The sequence below is a fragment of the Pseudomonas brassicacearum subsp. brassicacearum genome (genome assembly GCF_008801605.1).
Taxonomy (GTDB): domain Bacteria; phylum Pseudomonadota; class Gammaproteobacteria; order Pseudomonadales; family Pseudomonadaceae; genus Aquipseudomonas; species Aquipseudomonas brassicacearum.
Map to the genome: position 1 here is coordinate 72,825 of NZ_VZPJ01000003.1, position 16,804 is coordinate 89,628.

The 16,804-nt window shown below is 62.7% G+C and carries 14 protein-coding genes; 11 read left to right on the forward strand and 3 right to left on the reverse strand.

The window, feature by feature from the left end:
* The first annotated feature begins 16 nt into the window (after positions 1 to 16).
* The 3 genes from aauS to F7R20_RS08910 are packed head-to-tail and all read left to right on the forward strand — an operon-like array spanning position 17 to position 3,604.
* Positions 17 to 1,921, forward strand: coding sequence for a two-component sensor histidine kinase AauS (aauS, locus tag F7R20_RS08900; protein WP_003204985.1), 1,905 nt, complete (start codon positions 17 to 19; stop codon positions 1,919 to 1,921).
* Positions 1,918 to 3,246 (forward strand): two-component response regulator AauR, encoded by a 1,329-nt coding sequence (gene aauR / locus F7R20_RS08905; protein WP_003204987.1) that lies wholly within the window; start codon positions 1,918 to 1,920, stop codon positions 3,244 to 3,246. Before aauS ends, aauR begins: the two co-directional genes overlap by 4 nt.
* 28 nt (positions 3,247 to 3,274) lie before the next feature.
* Entirely contained in the window at positions 3,275 to 3,604 is a 330-nt protein-coding gene (locus F7R20_RS08910) for a GlpM family protein (RefSeq protein WP_161796659.1), read from the forward strand.
* Between the two features lie 121 nt (positions 3,605 to 3,725).
* On the opposite strand, the gene F7R20_RS08915 is transcribed toward F7R20_RS08910, so the two are convergent.
* Both F7R20_RS08915 and F7R20_RS08920 read right to left on the reverse strand, forming a co-directional pair.
* Positions 3,726 to 4,340 carry an NAD(P)-dependent oxidoreductase gene (locus F7R20_RS08915; protein WP_003204990.1) on the reverse strand — a complete coding sequence of 205 codons (615 nt, stop codon included), beginning with the start codon at positions 4,338 to 4,340 and terminating at the stop codon, positions 3,726 to 3,728.
* Positions 4,341 to 4,485: 145 nt separating this feature from the next.
* The gene (locus F7R20_RS08920) at positions 4,486 to 5,364 is read right to left on the reverse strand and encodes an MBL fold metallo-hydrolase (protein ID WP_003204993.1); all 879 of its coding nucleotides are present in this window, start codon (positions 5,362 to 5,364) and stop codon (positions 4,486 to 4,488) included.
* 113 nt (positions 5,365 to 5,477) lie between these two features.
* Here F7R20_RS08920 and F7R20_RS08925 point away from each other — a divergent pair, with 113 nt between their 5' ends.
* The 8 genes from F7R20_RS08925 (at position 5,478) to F7R20_RS08960 (ending at position 15,523) form a co-directional block, all read left to right on the forward strand.
* A complete protein-coding gene (locus F7R20_RS08925; RefSeq protein WP_003204995.1) occupies positions 5,478 to 6,383 on the forward strand; it encodes a LysR family transcriptional regulator in 906 nt (301 codons plus the stop codon).
* Between the two features lie 132 nt (positions 6,384 to 6,515).
* Entirely contained in the window at positions 6,516 to 8,024 is a 1,509-nt protein-coding gene (locus F7R20_RS08930) for a sigma-54-dependent transcriptional regulator (RefSeq protein ID WP_003204998.1), read from the forward strand.
* A gap of 335 nt (positions 8,025 to 8,359) precedes the next feature.
* The gene (gene gcvH, locus F7R20_RS08935; protein WP_003205000.1) at positions 8,360 to 8,743 is read left to right on the forward strand and encodes a glycine cleavage system protein GcvH; all 384 of its coding nucleotides are present in this window, start codon (positions 8,360 to 8,362) and stop codon (positions 8,741 to 8,743) included.
* Positions 8,744 to 8,753: 10 nt separating this feature from the next.
* Positions 8,754 to 11,603 carry an aminomethyl-transferring glycine dehydrogenase gene (gene gcvP / locus F7R20_RS08940; protein WP_003205002.1) on the forward strand — a complete coding sequence of 950 codons (2,850 nt, stop codon included), beginning with the start codon at positions 8,754 to 8,756 and terminating at the stop codon, positions 11,601 to 11,603.
* 189 nt (positions 11,604 to 11,792) lie between these two features.
* Entirely contained in the window at positions 11,793 to 13,169 is a 1,377-nt protein-coding gene (locus F7R20_RS08945; protein ID WP_003205004.1) for an L-serine ammonia-lyase, read from the forward strand.
* 39 nt (positions 13,170 to 13,208) lie between these two features.
* On the forward strand, positions 13,209 to 14,333 hold the full coding sequence (gcvT, locus tag F7R20_RS08950; RefSeq protein ID WP_003205006.1) for a glycine cleavage system aminomethyltransferase GcvT: 1,125 nt from the start codon (positions 13,209 to 13,211) through the stop codon (positions 14,331 to 14,333).
* 394 nt (positions 14,334 to 14,727) lie between these two features.
* Positions 14,728 to 14,940, forward strand: a complete 213-nt coding sequence (locus tag F7R20_RS08955) for a cold-shock protein (protein WP_003175786.1) — start codon at positions 14,728 to 14,730, stop codon at positions 14,938 to 14,940.
* 94 nt (positions 14,941 to 15,034) lie between these two features.
* Positions 15,035 to 15,523, forward strand: coding sequence for an RDD family protein (locus F7R20_RS08960; protein WP_003205008.1), 489 nt, complete (start codon positions 15,035 to 15,037; stop codon positions 15,521 to 15,523).
* 140 nt (positions 15,524 to 15,663) lie between these two features.
* Here the strand turns inward: F7R20_RS08960 and nadA are convergent, their stop codons facing one another.
* A complete protein-coding gene (gene nadA / locus F7R20_RS08965) occupies positions 15,664 to 16,722 on the reverse strand; it encodes a quinolinate synthase NadA (protein WP_003205010.1) in 1,059 nt (352 codons plus the stop codon).
* Positions 16,723 to 16,804: the final 82 nt, after the last annotated feature.

Genomic DNA, 16,804 nt, shown 5'->3' on the forward strand with positions numbered 1-16,804 from the left:
ACCCAAGGCTTCTGTGATGAAATGCGACCCCACCCTCTATCGCGCCGCGCCGCCATCACTCGCCGTGAAACCCCGCCTGATCCGCCATCTGTTCCTGCCGCCACTGGTCATCGCCCTGATGATCGGCCTGGGTTACCTCGGCTTCTGGATCAGCGAGCACTATGGCGTACGTGGCCTCGCCGAGAATGGCGAACGCCAGTTGGAGCTGCACGCCCGTGCGGTCGAGAGCGAGATCAGCAAGTACACCTACCTGCCCAGCCTGCTGGAGCTTGAGTCGAGTGTCTCGCAACTGCTCGACGACCCGACGCCCGAGCACCGCAGGACCGTCAATGAATACCTCGAAGGCCTGAACCGCCGCAGCCGCAGCCGGGCCATCTACGTGATGGACACCACCGGCCGGGTGATGGCCACCAGCAACTGGCGCGATGTCGACAGTTACCTGGGCGAAGACCTGTCCTTTCGCGCCTATTTCCAGAACGCCGTGCGCGGCCAGCCGGGGCGCTTCTACGGCATCGGCAGCACCAACGGCGAACCTGGCTACTACCTGGCCCATGGCCTGGAGCAACAAGGCAAGATCATCGGCGTGGCCGTGGTCAAGGTGCGCCTCGAAGCCCTGGAGGAACGCTGGCAGCGTGCGCGGTTGGAGGCGTTCGTCAGTGACGAGAACGGCATCATCATCCTGTCCAGCGACCCGGCGCGGCGGCTCAAGTCGGTTCGTCCCCTGAGCGACGACACCAAGGAACGCCTGGCCCGCAGCCTGCAGTACTACTGGTTTCCGCTCAATGAACTGGTGCCCCTGGCCCGGGAACGCCTGGCCGAAGGCATGGAGAAACTGACGTTCCCGGCCAACAGCGAACTGGTGTCCGACGAGCGCGCCATCAGCTACTTGTCGCAGACCCGGCCCTTGAGCGATACCCCGTGGAATTTCACCCTGCTGACCCCACTTGAAGACCTGCGTCGCCAGGCGATCAACCAAGGCATCCTGGTAGCCGTGGCCTTCGCCCTGGTGGCGTTCCTGTTGATCGCCTGGAACGAACGGCGCAAGGTCATCGCCACCCGTCTCGCGGCCCGGGAAGCCTTGCAGCAAGCCAACAACCAGCTCGAGCGTCGGATTACCGAACGCACCACCGACCTGCGCGCCAGCAACGAACGACTCAAGGGCCAGATCCGCGAGCGGCGGCAGGCCGAAGAGACCTTGCGCCGGGCCCAGGACGAATTGGTCCAGGCCGGTAAACTGGCAGCCATCGGCCAGATGTCCACCAGCATCGCCCACGAACTCAACCAGCCGCTGGCGGCACTGCGCACCTTGTCCGGCAATACCGTGCGCTTCCTGGAACGCGGCCAGCTGGACATCGCCAGCGCCAACCTCAAGACCATCAACGATTTGATCGACCGCATGGGCCGGATCACCGCCAGCCTGCGCTCCTTTGCCCGCCGTGGCGACGACCAGGGCCAGGCCAGCCTCGGCAAAGGCGTCGAGGCTGCGCTGCAACTGCTGGGCGCCCGCCTTGAAAGCTTGAACATCCAGATTCATTCAAGCTTCGACGATGTCCAGGTGCACATTGACCAGACGCGCCTGGAGCAGATCCTGGTGAACCTGATCGGCAATGCCGTGGACGCCATGCAGACACAACCCGAACCGCAGCTGTGGCTCGAAGGCCAGGCCGGCGATGGCAAATATCGCCTGCGCGTGCGGGATAACGGCCATGGCATTGACCCGCAAGCACGCAAGCATCTGTTCGAACCCTTCTTCACCACCAAACCCGGCGAACAAGGCCTGGGCCTGGGCCTGACGCTTTCCGCCAGCCTGGCCGCCGCCACGGGTGGATACCTGGGTGTCGAGCATCCGGTCGAGGGCAGTGGAACCACGTTTGTCCTCAGTTTACCGTTGGTAAGCCTTTTACCTGCCGAGCCGCTATGAACAACGACCTGAGCGTACTGATCGTCGAAGACGACCCCCATGTCCTGCTGGGCTGCCAGCAGGCGCTGACCCTGGAAGACATTCCCTGCATCGGCGTGGGCAGCGCCGAAGAGGCCCTGGAGCGCGTCGACGATAACTTTGCCGGCATCGTCATCAGCGACATTCGCCTGCCGGGCATCGACGGCCTGGAACTGCTGACCCGCCTCAAGGCACGGGACCGCAGCTTGCCGGTGGTGCTGATCACTGGCCACGGCGACATCTCCATGGCCGTCGGCGCCATGCAAAAAGGCGCCTATGACTTCATGGAGAAACCCTTCTCCCCTGAACGCCTGGTGGACGTCGCCCGCCGTGCCCTGGAGCAGCGCAGCCTCGCCCGGGAAGTGTCATCGCTGCGTCGGCAATTGGCCGAACGCGATTCCCTGGAAGGCCGGATCATTGGCCGCTCGCCCGCCATGCAGCACCTGCGCGCGCTGATCGCCAACGTCGCCGATACCTCGGCCAACGTGCTGATCGAAGGAGAAACCGGCACCGGCAAGGAACTGGTCGCTCGCTGCCTGCACGATTTCAGCCGACGCCACGACAAGCAGTTCGTCGCGCTGAACTGCGGCGGCCTGCCGGAGAACCTGTTCGAAAGCGAGATTTTCGGCCACGAGGCCAATGCCTTTACCGGAGCCGGCAAACGGCGGATCGGCAAGATCGAGCACGCCGACGGTGGCACGCTGTTTCTCGATGAAGTGGAAAGCATGCCCCTGCCCTTGCAGATCAAGTTGCTGCGCGTGTTGCAGGAACGCACCCTCGAGCGCCTGGGTTCGAACCAGAGCGTGGCCGTGGATTGCCGGGTGATCGCCGCCACCAAGTCCGACCTGGACGAAATGGGCCGGACCGGGCAGTTCCGCAGCGACCTGTATTACCGACTCAACGTGGTGACCCTGGAACTGCCGCCACTGCGCGAGCGGCGCGAAGACATCCTGCAACTGTTCAAGCACTTTCTCCAGCAGTCGTCCCTGCGCTTCGATCGCACGGTACCGGAGCTGGACAACCAGACCCTGTCGAACCTGATGAGCCACGACTGGCCGGGCAACGTACGCGAACTGCGCAACGTCGCCGAGCGTTACGCCCTTGGCCTGCCGGCGTTCAAGCGCTCCGGTGCCAGCGGCGGCAACCAGGGCCTGGCCTTCGCCGAAGCAGTCGAAGCCTTCGAGCGCAACCTGCTGGTGGACGCCCTGCAACGCAGCGGTGGCAACCTGACCCAGGCCAGCCTGGAACTGGGCATGGCCAAGACCACGCTGTTCGACAAAGTCAAAAAATATGGCTTGAGCCATTAATCAACTGGGCGGGAAACCTGTGGATCTGATTTTCAAGGCGGCGCTCGGTGCAGCCGTGGTGGTCATCCTGGCGATGCTGGCCAAGACCAAGAACTATTACATCGCCGGGCTGGTGCCGCTGTTCCCGACCTTCGCCCTGATTGCCCATTACATCGTCGGCAAGGGCCGCTCGGTGGACGACCTGAAGACCACCATCGTGTTTGGGATGTGGTCGATCATTCCGTACTTCGTCTACTTGGCGACCCTTTACGTGATGGTCGACCGCATGCGCCTGGAGGCGTCCCTGGCCGTGGCGGCGGTGGCGTGGTTGATGGCGGCGACGGTGCTGGTCAGCGTCTGGGTGCGGGTTCACGGCTGATCCCTGTAGGAGCTGTCGAGCGAAGCGAGGCTGCGATCTTTTGATCTTTCGCTAGAGACTCAAGTGTCCAAGGAAAGATCGCAGCCTCGCGTTGCTCGACAGCTCCTACACAAACCAGTGATCAGTAGCCGACGGTAAACCGCGTCCGCGAAAACTGCGGTGTTTCCACTTCATCGATCATCGCAATGGCGTAATCGGCAAAGCTGATCCAACTGCGCCCGGCGGCGTCGAACAGCAAGTGATCCTTGCCAAGACGAAACTGCTCCGTGCGCTCGGTTTCGACGAACTCTGCCGAAGGCGAAAGGAAGGTCCAGTCCAGGTCCTGCTCCTGGCGCAGTACGTCCAGGAACAACGCTCCGGCGCTGGCTTCGGCAAGGTATTCCTCCGGGAAGCCATCGCTGTCGATCACACGAGAGCCGTCCGGGAGCAGCAACGAACCGGCCCCGCCGACCACCAGCAAACGCTTGACCCCGGCGGCTTTCACCGGCGCGATGACCTTGTCGGCCGGCACGGTGGCAAAGTGGGCCGCGCTGATCACCACATCGTGATCGGTCACCGCCGCGGTCAACGCCTCGCTGTCCAATACATCCAGCTGCTTGCTGACCACTCCGGCCCTTTCACCGATTTTCGCGGTGTTGCGGGCAATGGCCGTCACGCTGTGACCACGGCGCAGGGCTTCTTCCAGCAATTGGCTGCCAGCGCGACCGGTGGCGCCGATGATTGCGATTTTGCTCATGGTGTTCTCCAGTGATTACACATAGGGGCTATTAAAGCTGTGCTCGAAACGGACATGACAAAACTTTGCGGTATGTACACCGTTGTAACGAGGGAGCTTGCTCCCTCGCCACAAAAGCGCATCCGATACCCTGGAATCAGGGTTGTCACCACTTCATCTCGCCCTTTGCCACCTTGGCACTGAGCTCCAGGGAACTGTCTTCACCCAGGTTCGGGTAGCGTTGCTTCATGGCGGCGATCAGCGCGGCGGAATCCTTGGCCTTGGCGGTTTCTTCATCGAAGGCCTTGATGTAGCCGGCAGTGAATGTCACCGGAGCCAGGGACCGGGCGCTTTCACCCAGGTAGTGGCCCGGGATCACGGTGTTCGGTTGCAGCTTTTCAATACCGGCGAGGGTCGCCAGCCAGTCCTTGTGGGACTGCGGTGTCTGGGTGTCAGCCATCCAGACGTGGATGTTCTCGGCCACCACCACACCGCCTACCACGGCCTTGATCGATGGAATCCACACGAAACTGCGGTCCGGCTGTGGGCCATCGAGGCCGACGATCTGCAAGCGCTGGCCTTCCAGGGTCAGGCTGTCGCCCTTGAGCACCTGGGGCACGATGGCTTTGGCCGGGGCATCGGTCTTCAGGATCGGTCCCCAATATTTCAGCTTGCCGTCCATGGTCTGCTTGATGTGCGCGACGGTCGGCGCGGACGCCAGCACCTTGGCCTCAGGGAACGCGGCGGTGAGGGTTTCCAAACCAAAATAGTAGTCCGGATCGCCATGGCTGATGTAGATCGTGGTCAATCGCTTACCGCTGGCGCGGATTTTTTCCACCACCTGTGCGGCCTGGGTCTTGCCGAACTGGGCGTCTACCAGGATCGCTTCTTTTTCACCGCTGACCAACACCGAGGTCACCGGGAAAACCGCCGCCGCGCCGGGGTTGTAGACGTCCAGCGTCAAGCCGGCGGCCCAGGTCTGGGCGGTGAAGGCCAGGGCGGCGGTTGCCAGCAGCAGGCGCTTGAGGGGGATAAATCCGGTCATGGTGTGCTCCGTTGTCCAAAAGCCCGAAAGGGAATGAGATGGAGCTTAGTGACCTGACTCGTTTCAAAAAATGCGATGATCGAACATAGTTTGTTTCTGAAATCGGGCAGATCATGGATCGTCTACAAGCAATGCGGGTGTTCGTCACGGTGGTGGACCTGGGCAGCCAGTCGGCGGCGGCCGAGCATCTGGACCTGTCGCGGCCGGTGGTGTCGCGGTATCTGGCGGAGCTGGAGGACTGGGTCGGTGCCCGGCTGATGCACCGCACCACTCGCAAGCTGAGCCTGACGGCCGCAGGCACGGAGATCCTGCCGCGCTGCCGGCAGATGCTCGAGCTGTCCGGCGACATGCAAGCCGCCGTCAGCACCCCGGACGACGCGCCACGGGGCATGCTGCGCATCAGCGCCAGCACCTCGTTCGGCCAGGCCCAACTGGCGAGCGCCATGGCCGAATACGTCAAGCGCTACCCAGGGGTGAGCGTCGACCTGCAAATGCTCGACCGCACCGTGAACCTGGTGGATGAGCGCATCGACCTGGCGATCCGCATGAGCAACGACCTGGACCCGAACCTGATTGCCCGCCGCCTCACGGTCTGCCGCTCGGTGATCTGCGCCTCGCCGCACTATCTGCGTGAACACTCGACACCGCTGCGCGTGGAAGAGCTGAGCCGGCACAACTGCCTGACCCACTCCTACGTCGGCAAGAGCCTGTGGCATTTCGAGCAGGACGGCGAGCAGGTCTCGGTGCCGGTGCAGGGCAACATCAGCGCCAACGAAGCCAGCACATTGCTTCAGGCCACGATAGCCGGTGCCGGCGTGGCCATGCTGCCCAGCTACCAGGCCGGCGCTCACATCAAGAACGGCGAACTGATCCGCCTGCTGCCTCACGCCGAACCGCGGCGGATGAACATGTACGCGGTGTACGCCTCACGCAAACACATGCCGTCGGCGCTGCGCAGCCTGCTGGATTTTCTGGTGCTGAAGTTTCCCGAGATGCCCGAGTGGGATGTGGGGCTCTAAACGATAGCCGCCTCACCGCCGACCGCCACTGTGGGAGCGGTCGGTGTATTTCTTGTCTCTTCGCCAGGATTTCACCATTAGCCCGCCCCAAGGCATACTTGCGGCCCTCCGAGTTCCAGAATCCATCGCCCCATGCGTATCCACGTCAGTTTTATCGACCGCGTCGGCATCACCCAGGAAGTCCTGGCCTTGCTCGGTGGGCGCAATCTCAATCTGGATGCGGTGGAGATGGTGCCGCCCAACGTCTACATCGACGCCCCGACCCTCAGCCCGCAAGTGCTCGACGAGTTGCGCGAGGCGCTGTTCAGCGTGCGCGGCGTGCAGGCGGTCACCGTGGTGGACATCCTGCCGGGCCAGCGTCGGCACTTGCAGCTCGATGCGTTGCTCGCGGCCATGACCGACCCGGTACTGGCCCTGGACAGTGCCGGCAAGGTGTTGCTGGCCAATCCGGCGCTGATTGCCCTGTACGGTCGTGAACCGGCTGGGGAAAGCGTGGCCGAGCTGTTCGGTGACGAGGCCTTGCTGGACGCCTTGCTGGAGAACGGTTTTCGCTTGCCGCTGCGGGAAATCACCCTCAACGGCCAGACCTTGCTGCTGGACGCCACACCCATCACCGACGCCGGCGCGCTGCTGACGCTGTATCAACCGAACCGCATCGGCGAGCGCCTGTCGGCCCTGCATCACGATCACGCCGAAGGTTTCGACGCGCTGCTGGGCGAATCCCCGGCGATCCGCACCCTCAAAGCCCGGGCCCAGCGGGTCGCGGCGCTGGATGCACCGCTGCTGATCCAGGGCGAAACCGGCACCGGCAAGGAACTGGTGGCCCGGGCTTGCCATGCCATCAGCACCCGTCATGGCGCACCGTTCCTGGCCCTGAACTGCGCGGCATTGCCGGAGAATCTGGCGGAAAGCGAACTGTTCGGCTATGCCCCCGGCGCCTTCACCGGGGCGCAACGGGGCGGCAAGCCAGGGCTGATGGAGCTGGCGAACCAGGGCACGGTATTTCTCGATGAAATCGGCGAAATGTCGCCGTACCTGCAAGCCAAGCTGCTGCGCTTCCTGAACGATGGCAGCTTCCGCCGGGTGGGTGGCGACCGGGAGATCAAGGTCAACGTGCGGATCCTCAGCGCCACCCACCGCAACCTGGAGAAAATGGTCAGCGAGGGCTCGTTCCGCGAAGATCTGTTCTATCGCCTGAACGTGCTCAATGTCGAAGTCCCGCCGCTGCGGGAACGCGGCCAGGACATCCTGCTGCTGGCGCGTTACTTCATGCAGCAGGCCTGCGCGCAGATCCAGCGCCCGGTCTGCCGCCTGGCCCCCGGCACTTACCCGGCCCTGCTGGGCAACCGCTGGCCGGGCAACGTGCGGCAATTGCAGAACGTGATCTTCCGCGCCGCCGCCATTTGCGAAAGCAGCCTGGTGGATATCGGCGACCTGGACATCGCCGGCACCTCCGTGGCGCGTCAGGGCGATGTGGAAGTCGAAAGCCTGGAACAGGCCGTGGAAAGCTTCGAGAAGCACCTGCTCGAAAGCCTCTACGTCAACTACCCCTCCACCCGCCAGCTCGCCAACCGCCTGCAAACTTCCCACACCGCGATTGCCCATCGGTTGCGTAAATACGGGATTTCCGGGAAACCATAAGCTCGCTCCCACAAGGGTTCTGTGTTGTGGTCGAAATCACGTCAAAAACGACCTCCACCTGTACTGAAAGCGCTACAGTGGAACGATATCGCTACACCCATCGCTAAGCAGCGCTGCGCAAGGCTTTGATCCCACAACGATTTTATCCAGCCTCCCACCTGTAGCGATTTCGCTACAGCGAAGTCGAGCCAAGCTTCGAAAAAACCAGTCAAGTGGTTGATATATAAGCACTTATTAATATTGGCCGCATTCTTGCTATGGGTATTAGCATTCGGCCGGGCCAAGCCCCGCGCCTTCTTCGCGTCCACCAGACGAATCTGGCCCCAGGAGTTTCCATGAGCGAGTTGCGTTTCACTGAAGATCACGAATGGCTGCGCACCGAAGCCGACGGCAGCGTTACTGTCGGTATTACTGCGTTTGCCCAGAACGCCTTGGGCGATGTGGTCTATGTTCAGTTACCGGAACTGCAAAGCTATGACAAGGGTGCCGAAGCCTCCACCGTGGAATCGGTGAAAGCGGCCAGCGGTGTCTACATGCCACTGGACGGTGAAGTGCTCGAAGTGAACCCGGCCCTGGAAAGCAATCCGGAACTGGTCAACGAAGATCCCCTGGGCGATGGCTGGTTTTTCCGTTTCAAGCCAGTCAACGCCGCTGCCGTTGGCCAACTGCTGGATCAGGACGCTTACGACCGCCTGATCAAAGCCAACGCCGAAGCCTGAGGAGCGCCACATGACCGTTAATCTCGGCACTGCCAACGAATTCATCGCCCGCCACATCGGCCCGCGTGCCAGCGACGAGCAAGCCATGCTCGAGCGCCTGGGCTACGACTCCCTTGAAGCCCTGAGCGCCAGCGTCATCCCGGAAAGCATCAAGGGCACCAGCGTGCTGGACATGGGCGACGGCCAGAGCGAAGCCGATGCACTGGCCTCGATCAAGGCCATCGCCGCCAAGAACCAACTGTTCAAGACCTACATCGGCCAGGGCTACTACAACTGCCATACGCCGTCACCGATCCTGCGCAATCTGCTGGAAAACCCGGCCTGGTACACCGCCTACACCCCGTACCAGCCAGAAATTTCCCAGGGCCGTCTCGAAGCGCTGTTGAACTTCCAGACCTTGATCAGCGACCTTACCGGCCTGCCGATCGCCAACGCCTCCTTGCTCGACGAAGCCACCGCCGCCGCCGAAGCCATGACCTTCTGCAAGCGCCTGAGCAAGAACAAGGGCAGCAACGCGTTCTTCGCCTCCATACACAGCCACCCGCAAACCCTCGACGTACTGCGCACCCGCGCCGAGCCCCTGGGCATCGACGTGGTGGTCGGCGATGAGCGCGAACTAAGCGACGTCAGCGGCTTCTTCGGCGCGCTGCTGCAATACCCGGCCAGCAACGGTGACCTGTTCGACTACCGCGAACTGACCGAACGCTTCCACGCCGCCAATGCCCTGGTGGCCGTGGCCGCGGACCTGCTGGCCCTGACCCTGTTGACCCCGCCAGGTGAATTCGGCGCCGACGTAGCCATCGGCAGCGCCCAGCGCTTCGGTGTGCCGCTGGGCTTCGGCGGCCCGCACGCGGCGTATTTCTCCACCAAGGACGCCTTCAAGCGCGACATGCCGGGCCGTCTGGTTGGCGTTTCCGTGGACCGTTTCGGCAAGCCGGCCCTGCGCCTGGCGATGCAGACCCGCGAGCAACACATCCGCCGCGAGAAAGCCACGAGCAACATCTGCACCGCCCAGGTACTGCTGGCCAACATCGCCAGCATGTACGCCGTGTACCACGGTCCCAAGGGCCTGGTGCAAATTGCCAATCGCATCCATCACCTGACCGCGATCCTCGCCAAGGGCCTGGGCGCGCTAGGGCTGAGCGTCGAGCAAGAGAGCTTCTTCGACACCCTGACCTTGCGCACCGGCGCGCAAACCGCTGCCCTGCACGACAAGGCCCGCGCACAGCGCATCAACCTGCGTGTGGTGGACGCTGAACGCCTGGGCCTGTCCCTGGACGAGACCACCAGCCAGGCTGACGTTGAAGCACTGTGGAAGCTGTTGGCCGACGGCAAGGCACTGCCGGACTTCGCGGCACTGGCCGCCAGCGTGCAAAGCCGTATCCCGGCCGAGCTGGTGCGCCAATCGGCGATCCTCAGCCACCCAGTGTTCAACCGCTACCACTCCGAAACCGAGCTGATGCGCTACCTGCGCAAGCTCGCCGACAAGGACCTGGCCCTGGATCGCACCATGATCCCGCTGGGTTCCTGCACCATGAAACTCAACGCCGCCAGCGAAATGATCCCGGTGACCTGGGCCGAGTTCGGCGCCCTGCACCCATTCGCCCCGGCCGAGCAGAGCGCTGGCTACCAGCAACTGACCGACGAGCTGGAGGCCATGCTCTGCGCCGCCACCGGCTATGACGCAGTGTCGCTGCAACCCAACGCCGGTTCCCAGGGCGAATACGCTGGCCTGCTGGCGATCCGTGCCTATCACCAGAGCCGTGGCGAAGACCGTCGCGACATTTGCCTGATCCCGTCCTCGGCCCACGGCACCAACCCGGCCACCGCCCACATGGCCGGCATGCGCGTGGTCGTGACCGCCTGCGATGCCCGCGGCAACGTCGACATCGAAGACCTGCGGGCCAAGGCCATCGAGCACCGCGAACACCTCGCCGCATTGATGATCACCTACCCGTCCACTCACGGTGTGTTCGAAGAAGGCATCCGCGAAATCTGCGGCATCATTCATGACAACGGCGGCCAGGTGTACATCGACGGCGCCAACATGAACGCCATGGTCGGCCTCTGCGCCCCAGGCAAGTTCGGCGGCGACGTGTCGCACCTGAACCTGCACAAGACCTTCTGCATTCCCCACGGCGGTGGCGGCCCGGGCGTCGGCCCGATTGGCGTCAAGTCGCACCTGGCACCGTTCCTGCCGGGCCACGCCAACATGGAACGCAAGGAAGGCGCGGTGTGCGCGGCGCCATTCGGCAGCGCGAGCATCCTGCCGATCACCTGGATGTATATCCGCATGATGGGCGGCGCCGGCCTCAAGCGCGCCTCGCAACTGGCGATCCTCAACGCCAACTACATCGCCCGTCGCCTGGAAGAGCACTACCCGGTGCTCTACTCCGGCAGTAACGGTCTGGTGGCCCATGAATGCATCCTCGACCTGCGTCCACTCAAGGACAGCAGCGGCATCAGCGTCGATGACGTGGCCAAGCGCCTGATCGACTTCGGTTTCCACGCGCCGACCATGTCGTTCCCGGTGGCCGGCACGTTGATGATCGAGCCGACCGAAAGCGAATCCAAGGAAGAACTGGACCGCTTCTGCGACGCCATGATCTGCATCCGCGAAGAAATTCGCGCGGTGGAAAACGGCAGCCTGGACAAAGACGACAACCCACTGAAAAACGCCCCGCACACCGCGGCGGAAATCGTCGGTGAGTGGACCCACCCTTACAGCCGCGAACAGGCGGTGTACCCGGTGGCGTCGTTGATCGAAGGCAAGTACTGGCCGCCCGTGGGCCGGGTCGACAACGTGTTCGGCGACCGCAACCTGGTCTGCGCCTGCCCGTCGATCGAAAGCTACGCTTGACCTGAACGGAGGGCGATCTACCAGCCCTCCGAATCCCCTGTGGGAGCGAGCCTGCTCGCGATAGCGGCGTAACAGCCAATAGAGATGTTGCCTGACACTCCGCTATCGCGAGCAGGCTCGCTCCCACAAGGATCCATGTCAGACCTTAAACCACCGTCGATCCTCATAAAAAGAAACCGGAGAAACACCATGTCGTTAAGCGTGTTCGACCTGTTCAAGATCGGTATCGGCCCTTCCAGCTCCCATACCGTCGGCCCGATGCGTGCCGCTGCCCGTTTCGCCGAGGGGCTGCGTCGCGATGACTTGCTCAATTGCACCACCAGCGTCAAGGTCGAGCTCTACGGCTCGCTCGGCGCCACGGGCAAGGGCCACGGCAGCGACAAGGCCGTGCTGCTGGGCCTGGAAGGCGAGCATCCCGACACCGTGGACACCGAAACCGTCGACGCCCGCCTGCAAGCGATCCGCAGCAGCGGTCGCCTGAACCTGCTCGGCGAACACTCCATCGAATTCAATGAAAAGCTGCACCTGGCGATGATCCGCAAGCCGCTGGCCTTCCACCCCAACGGCATGATCTTCCGCGCCTTTGATGCCGCCGGGCTGCAAGTGCGCAGCCGCGAGTACTACTCGGTCGGCGGCGGCTTTGTCGTCGATGAAGACGCGGCCGGCGCCGACCGCATCGTCGAAGATGCCACGCCCCTGACCTTCCCGTTCAAGAGTGCCAAGGACCTGCTGGGTCATTGCAGCACCTATGGCCTGTCCATCAGCCAGGTAATGCTGACCAACGAAAGCGCCTGGCGCCCCGAAGCCGAGACCCGTGCCGGCCTGCTGAAAATCTGGCAGGTGATGCAGGATTGCGTGGCCGCCGGCTGTCGCAACGAAGGGATTCTGCCAGGCGGGCTGAAGGTCAAGCGCCGGGCCGCGGCGTTGCACCGCCAGCTGTGCAAGAACCCGGAAGCCGCACTGCGCGACCCACTGTCAGTACTGGACTGGGTCAACCTGTATGCCTTGGCGGTCAACGAAGAAAACGCCTATGGCGGGCGCGTCGTCACCGCACCCACCAACGGGGCGGCGGGGATCATCCCGGCCGTGCTGCATTACTACATGCGCTTTATCCCCGGGGCCAGCGAGGATGGCGTGGTGCGTTTCCTGCTGACCGCCGCCGCCATCGGCATCCTGTACAAGGAAAACGCCTCCATCTCCGGCGCTGAAGTCGGTTGCCAGGGTGAAGTGGGCGTGGCCTGTTCCATGGCCGCCGGCGCCCTCTGCGAAGTGCTCGGCGGCAGCGTGCAGCAAGTGGAAAACGCCGCCGAGATCGGCATGGAACACAACCTCGGCCTGACCTGTGACCCGATCGGCGGCCTGGTGCAGGTGCCGTGCATCGAACGCAACGCCATGGGCTCGGTGAAGGCCATCAACGCGGTACGCATGGCCATGCGCGGCGACGGGCATCACTTCGTCTCCCTCGACAAAGTCATCCGCACCATGCGCCAGACCGGCGCCGACATGAAAAGCAAATACAAGGAGACCGCCCGCGGCGGTCTGGCGGTCAACATCATCGAATGCTGATGCGCTTGCCTCACTTCCACATTTTTTCCAGGAGCTGATATGTCCACCGAACAACTGCTGAAGACCCCGCTGCACGCGCTGCACCTCGAACTCGGTGCCCGCATGGTGCCGTTCGCCGGCTACGACATGCCGGTGCAGTACCCTCTGGGGGTGATGAAGGAACACCAGCACACCCGTGATCAGGCCGGGCTGTTCGACGTGTCCCACATGGGCCAGATCCGCCTGACCGGCGCAGGCGCCGCCAAGGCCCTGGAAACCCTGGTGCCGGTGGACATCATCGACCTGCCGGTGGGCATGCAGCGCTACGCCATGTTCACCAACGAGAACGGCGGCATCCTCGACGACCTGATGGTCGCCAACCTGGGCAATGACGAACTGTTCCTGGTGGTCAACGCGGCTTGCAAGGACCAGGACCTGGCTCACCTGCGGGCCCACATTGGTGCGCAGTGCAGCATCGAGGCGCTGTTCGAAGCCCGTGCCCTGCTCGCCCTGCAAGGCCCGGCTGCCGTCACCGTGCTCGCACGCCTGGCGCCGGACGTGGCGAAGATGACCTTCATGCAGTTCCAGCGCGTCACGCTGCTGGGCGTGGACTGCTTTGTCAGCCGTTCGGGCTACACCGGTGAAGACGGTTTCGAAATCTCGGTACCCGCCGCCGATGCGGAAAAACTGGCCCGCGCCCTGCTGGCCGAGCCGGAAGTCGCGGCCATCGGCCTCGGTGCCCGTGACTCCCTGCGCCTGGAAGCCGGCCTGTGCCTCTATGGCCACGACATGAACACCGAGACCACGCCGATCGAAGCCAGCCTGTTGTGGGCGATTTCCAAAGTACGTCGTGCCGACGGCGCTCGCGCTGGCGGTTTCCCCGGCGCTGAAACCGTGTTCGCCCAACAACAGGGCGGCGTGAAGCGCAAACGCGTCGGCCTGCTGCCCCAGGAACGCACACCGGTGCGCGAAGGCGCAGAGATCGTCAACGAAGCGGGCGAGATTATCGGGACGGTGTGCAGCGGCGGTTTCGGCCCGACCCTGGGCGGTCCGTTGGCGATGGGTTACCTGGACAGCGCCTATGTCGCGCTGGATACGCCAGTCTGGGCCATCGTGCGTGGGAAAAAGGTGCCTTTACTTGTAAGCAAAATGCCATTCGTCCCACAACGCTACTACCGCGGTTGATTGACTGTTTCTATAAGTAACGCGATTGCGTTATACGTGCACTAATGTGTAACGCAACCGCCATAAAAAGGTGCATATCCTTAGACATTCAATGGCGCTTATAACGGTCGTTAACAATTGAACTAGCCTATCGAATAAGCCCCGCCCGGCGATGTATGTAAATGCCTGCGAGCTGAGTAAATACGGGCTTCCCCGGGGGGTTGTTTTTTCATTCGTAGTTGGCGTAGAGTTTGGTCACTGTGTTTGCATGGGTCGCTTGGAATCGTGACCTGGGCAGTAGCTTATGAAGTTCGCTACATCCCGTTCGACGTCTCTTACTTTCCTGCAACCCAGCCCAGTACTCTTTCATGCGAAAGAGGCTGTCATCAATTTTAGCGTCAAAGGAAATAAGAAAATGTCTCAACGTCAGAGCGGTACCGTCAAGTGGTTCAACGACGAGAAGGGTTTTGGTTTTATCACGCCTGAAAGCGGTCCGGACCTGTTCGTGCATTTCCGCGCCATCCAGGGCAACGGCTTCAAGAGCCTGAAAGAAGGCCAGAAAGTCACTTTCGTTGCTGTGCAAGGCCAGAAAGGCATGCAGGCTGACGAGGTTCAAGCAGAAGCCTAAGGCTTTCGCACACTAAAAAAGCCCCTGATTGATATCAGGGGCTTTTTTATGGGCGTAAATCCGTAAAATGGCTTCTTTTTCAACTGAGGCCGTCATGTCGAAACACCTGCTCACTCCCCAGGGCGACTTTCCTCCCGCCGGCCTGGGCCGTCGCCTGGCAGCGATGTTTTATGACTTCTTGCTGTGCACGGCGCTGCTGATCGTCACCAGCGGTGCCTACAAGATGATCCAGATGGCGATCATCGGCGAAGAAAAAATGCGCGCCCTGACCGAAGCCGGCGCACTGGACGGTGACCCGCTGCTGTCCACCGTACTGCTGTTCGTGCTGTTCGGCTTCTTCGCCAAGTTCTGGACCCACAACGGCCAGACGCTGGGCATGCAGGTGTGGTGCATCCGTGTACAGAACGCCGATGGCACTGCCATCAGCCTGTGGCAGGCGCTGTTGCGGTTCGTGGTAGCGATTGCGTCATTGCTGCTGGTGGGGCTGGGCTTCATCTGGGCGCTGTTCGACAAGCGCAAGCGCAGTTGGCATGACATCTACTCGGATACGCAGTTGGTGCGGATTCCCAAGAAGACCAAATAACTTCGTTCATCCTTGATCGTTCCCACGCTCTGTGTGGGAACGCCTCTGCGGACGCTCCGCGTTCGGCTTTTTGGGACGCGGAGCGTCCCTGGCTACATTCCCACGCAGAGCGTGGGAACGATCAAGCCTCTCGCCTTCAATCAGGCATTGCCCGCCAGCTTCATCCGCGCCGCCTGAGTGAAGTCGAGCATGCGCTTGAGCGGGCGAATCGCCTGGGGGATCAGCGCCGGGTCGACGAAGATCTCGTTGGCGCCCTCCTGCAAGCTCTTGAGCGTGCGCTCCAGGGTATTCATCGCCATCCAAGGGCAGTGTGCACAACTGCGGCACGCCGCGCCGTTGCCGGCGGTAGGGGCTTCGATGAAGACCTTGTCCGGGCACAGCTGCTGCATCTTGTAGAAAATACCCCGGTCAGTGGCGACGATCAGCGTCTTGTTCGGCAGGGTCTGGGCCGCGGCGATCAATTGGCTGGTGGAGCCCACGGCATCCGCCAGTTCGATCACCGACGTCGGCGACTCCGGGTGCACCAGGATCGCGGCGTCCGGGTACAGCGCCTTCATGTCCTCCAACTGCTTGGACTTGAACTCTTCGTGGACGATGCAGGCACCGTCCCAGAGCAGCATGTCGGCGCCGGTCTTGCGCTGGATGTAAGTGCCCAGGTGCTTGTCCGGGCCCCAGATGATCGTCTCGCCGTTGTCCATCAGGCTCTCGACGATTTCCAGCGCGCAACTGGACGTCACCACCCAGTCGGCCCGGGCCTTCACTGCCGCCGAAGTGTTGGCATACACCACCACGGTGCGCTCCGGATGCTGGTCGCAGAACGCTGAGAATTCGTCCACCGGGCAGCCCAGGTCCAGGGAGCAGGTGGCTTCCAGGGTGGGCATCAACACACGTTTTTCGGGGTTGAGGATCTTGGCGGTCTCGCCCATGAACTTGACCCCCGCTACCACCACGGTCTTGGCCGGGTGGGCATTGCCGAAGCGGGCCATTTCCAGGGAGTCGGACACGCAACCACCGGTCTCTTCGGCCAGGGCCTGGATGATCGGGTCGCAGTAGAAGTGCGCGACCAGCACCGCGTCCTGAGCCTTGAGCTCGGCGGCGATGGCGGCGCGGTACCAGGCCTCTTGCTCGGCGGTCAGCGGCTTGGGCTGCTTGGCGTCGAGGTGGGCCTGGACCAGAAGGCGTTCGGAAATTTGCGTCATGTTCGCAAGACCTGCAAGCGCGTTTAGCGCGAAAGTCGAGTATACACCCGGCTCCGGACCACTCGGGTACCGCCGGGAAAGT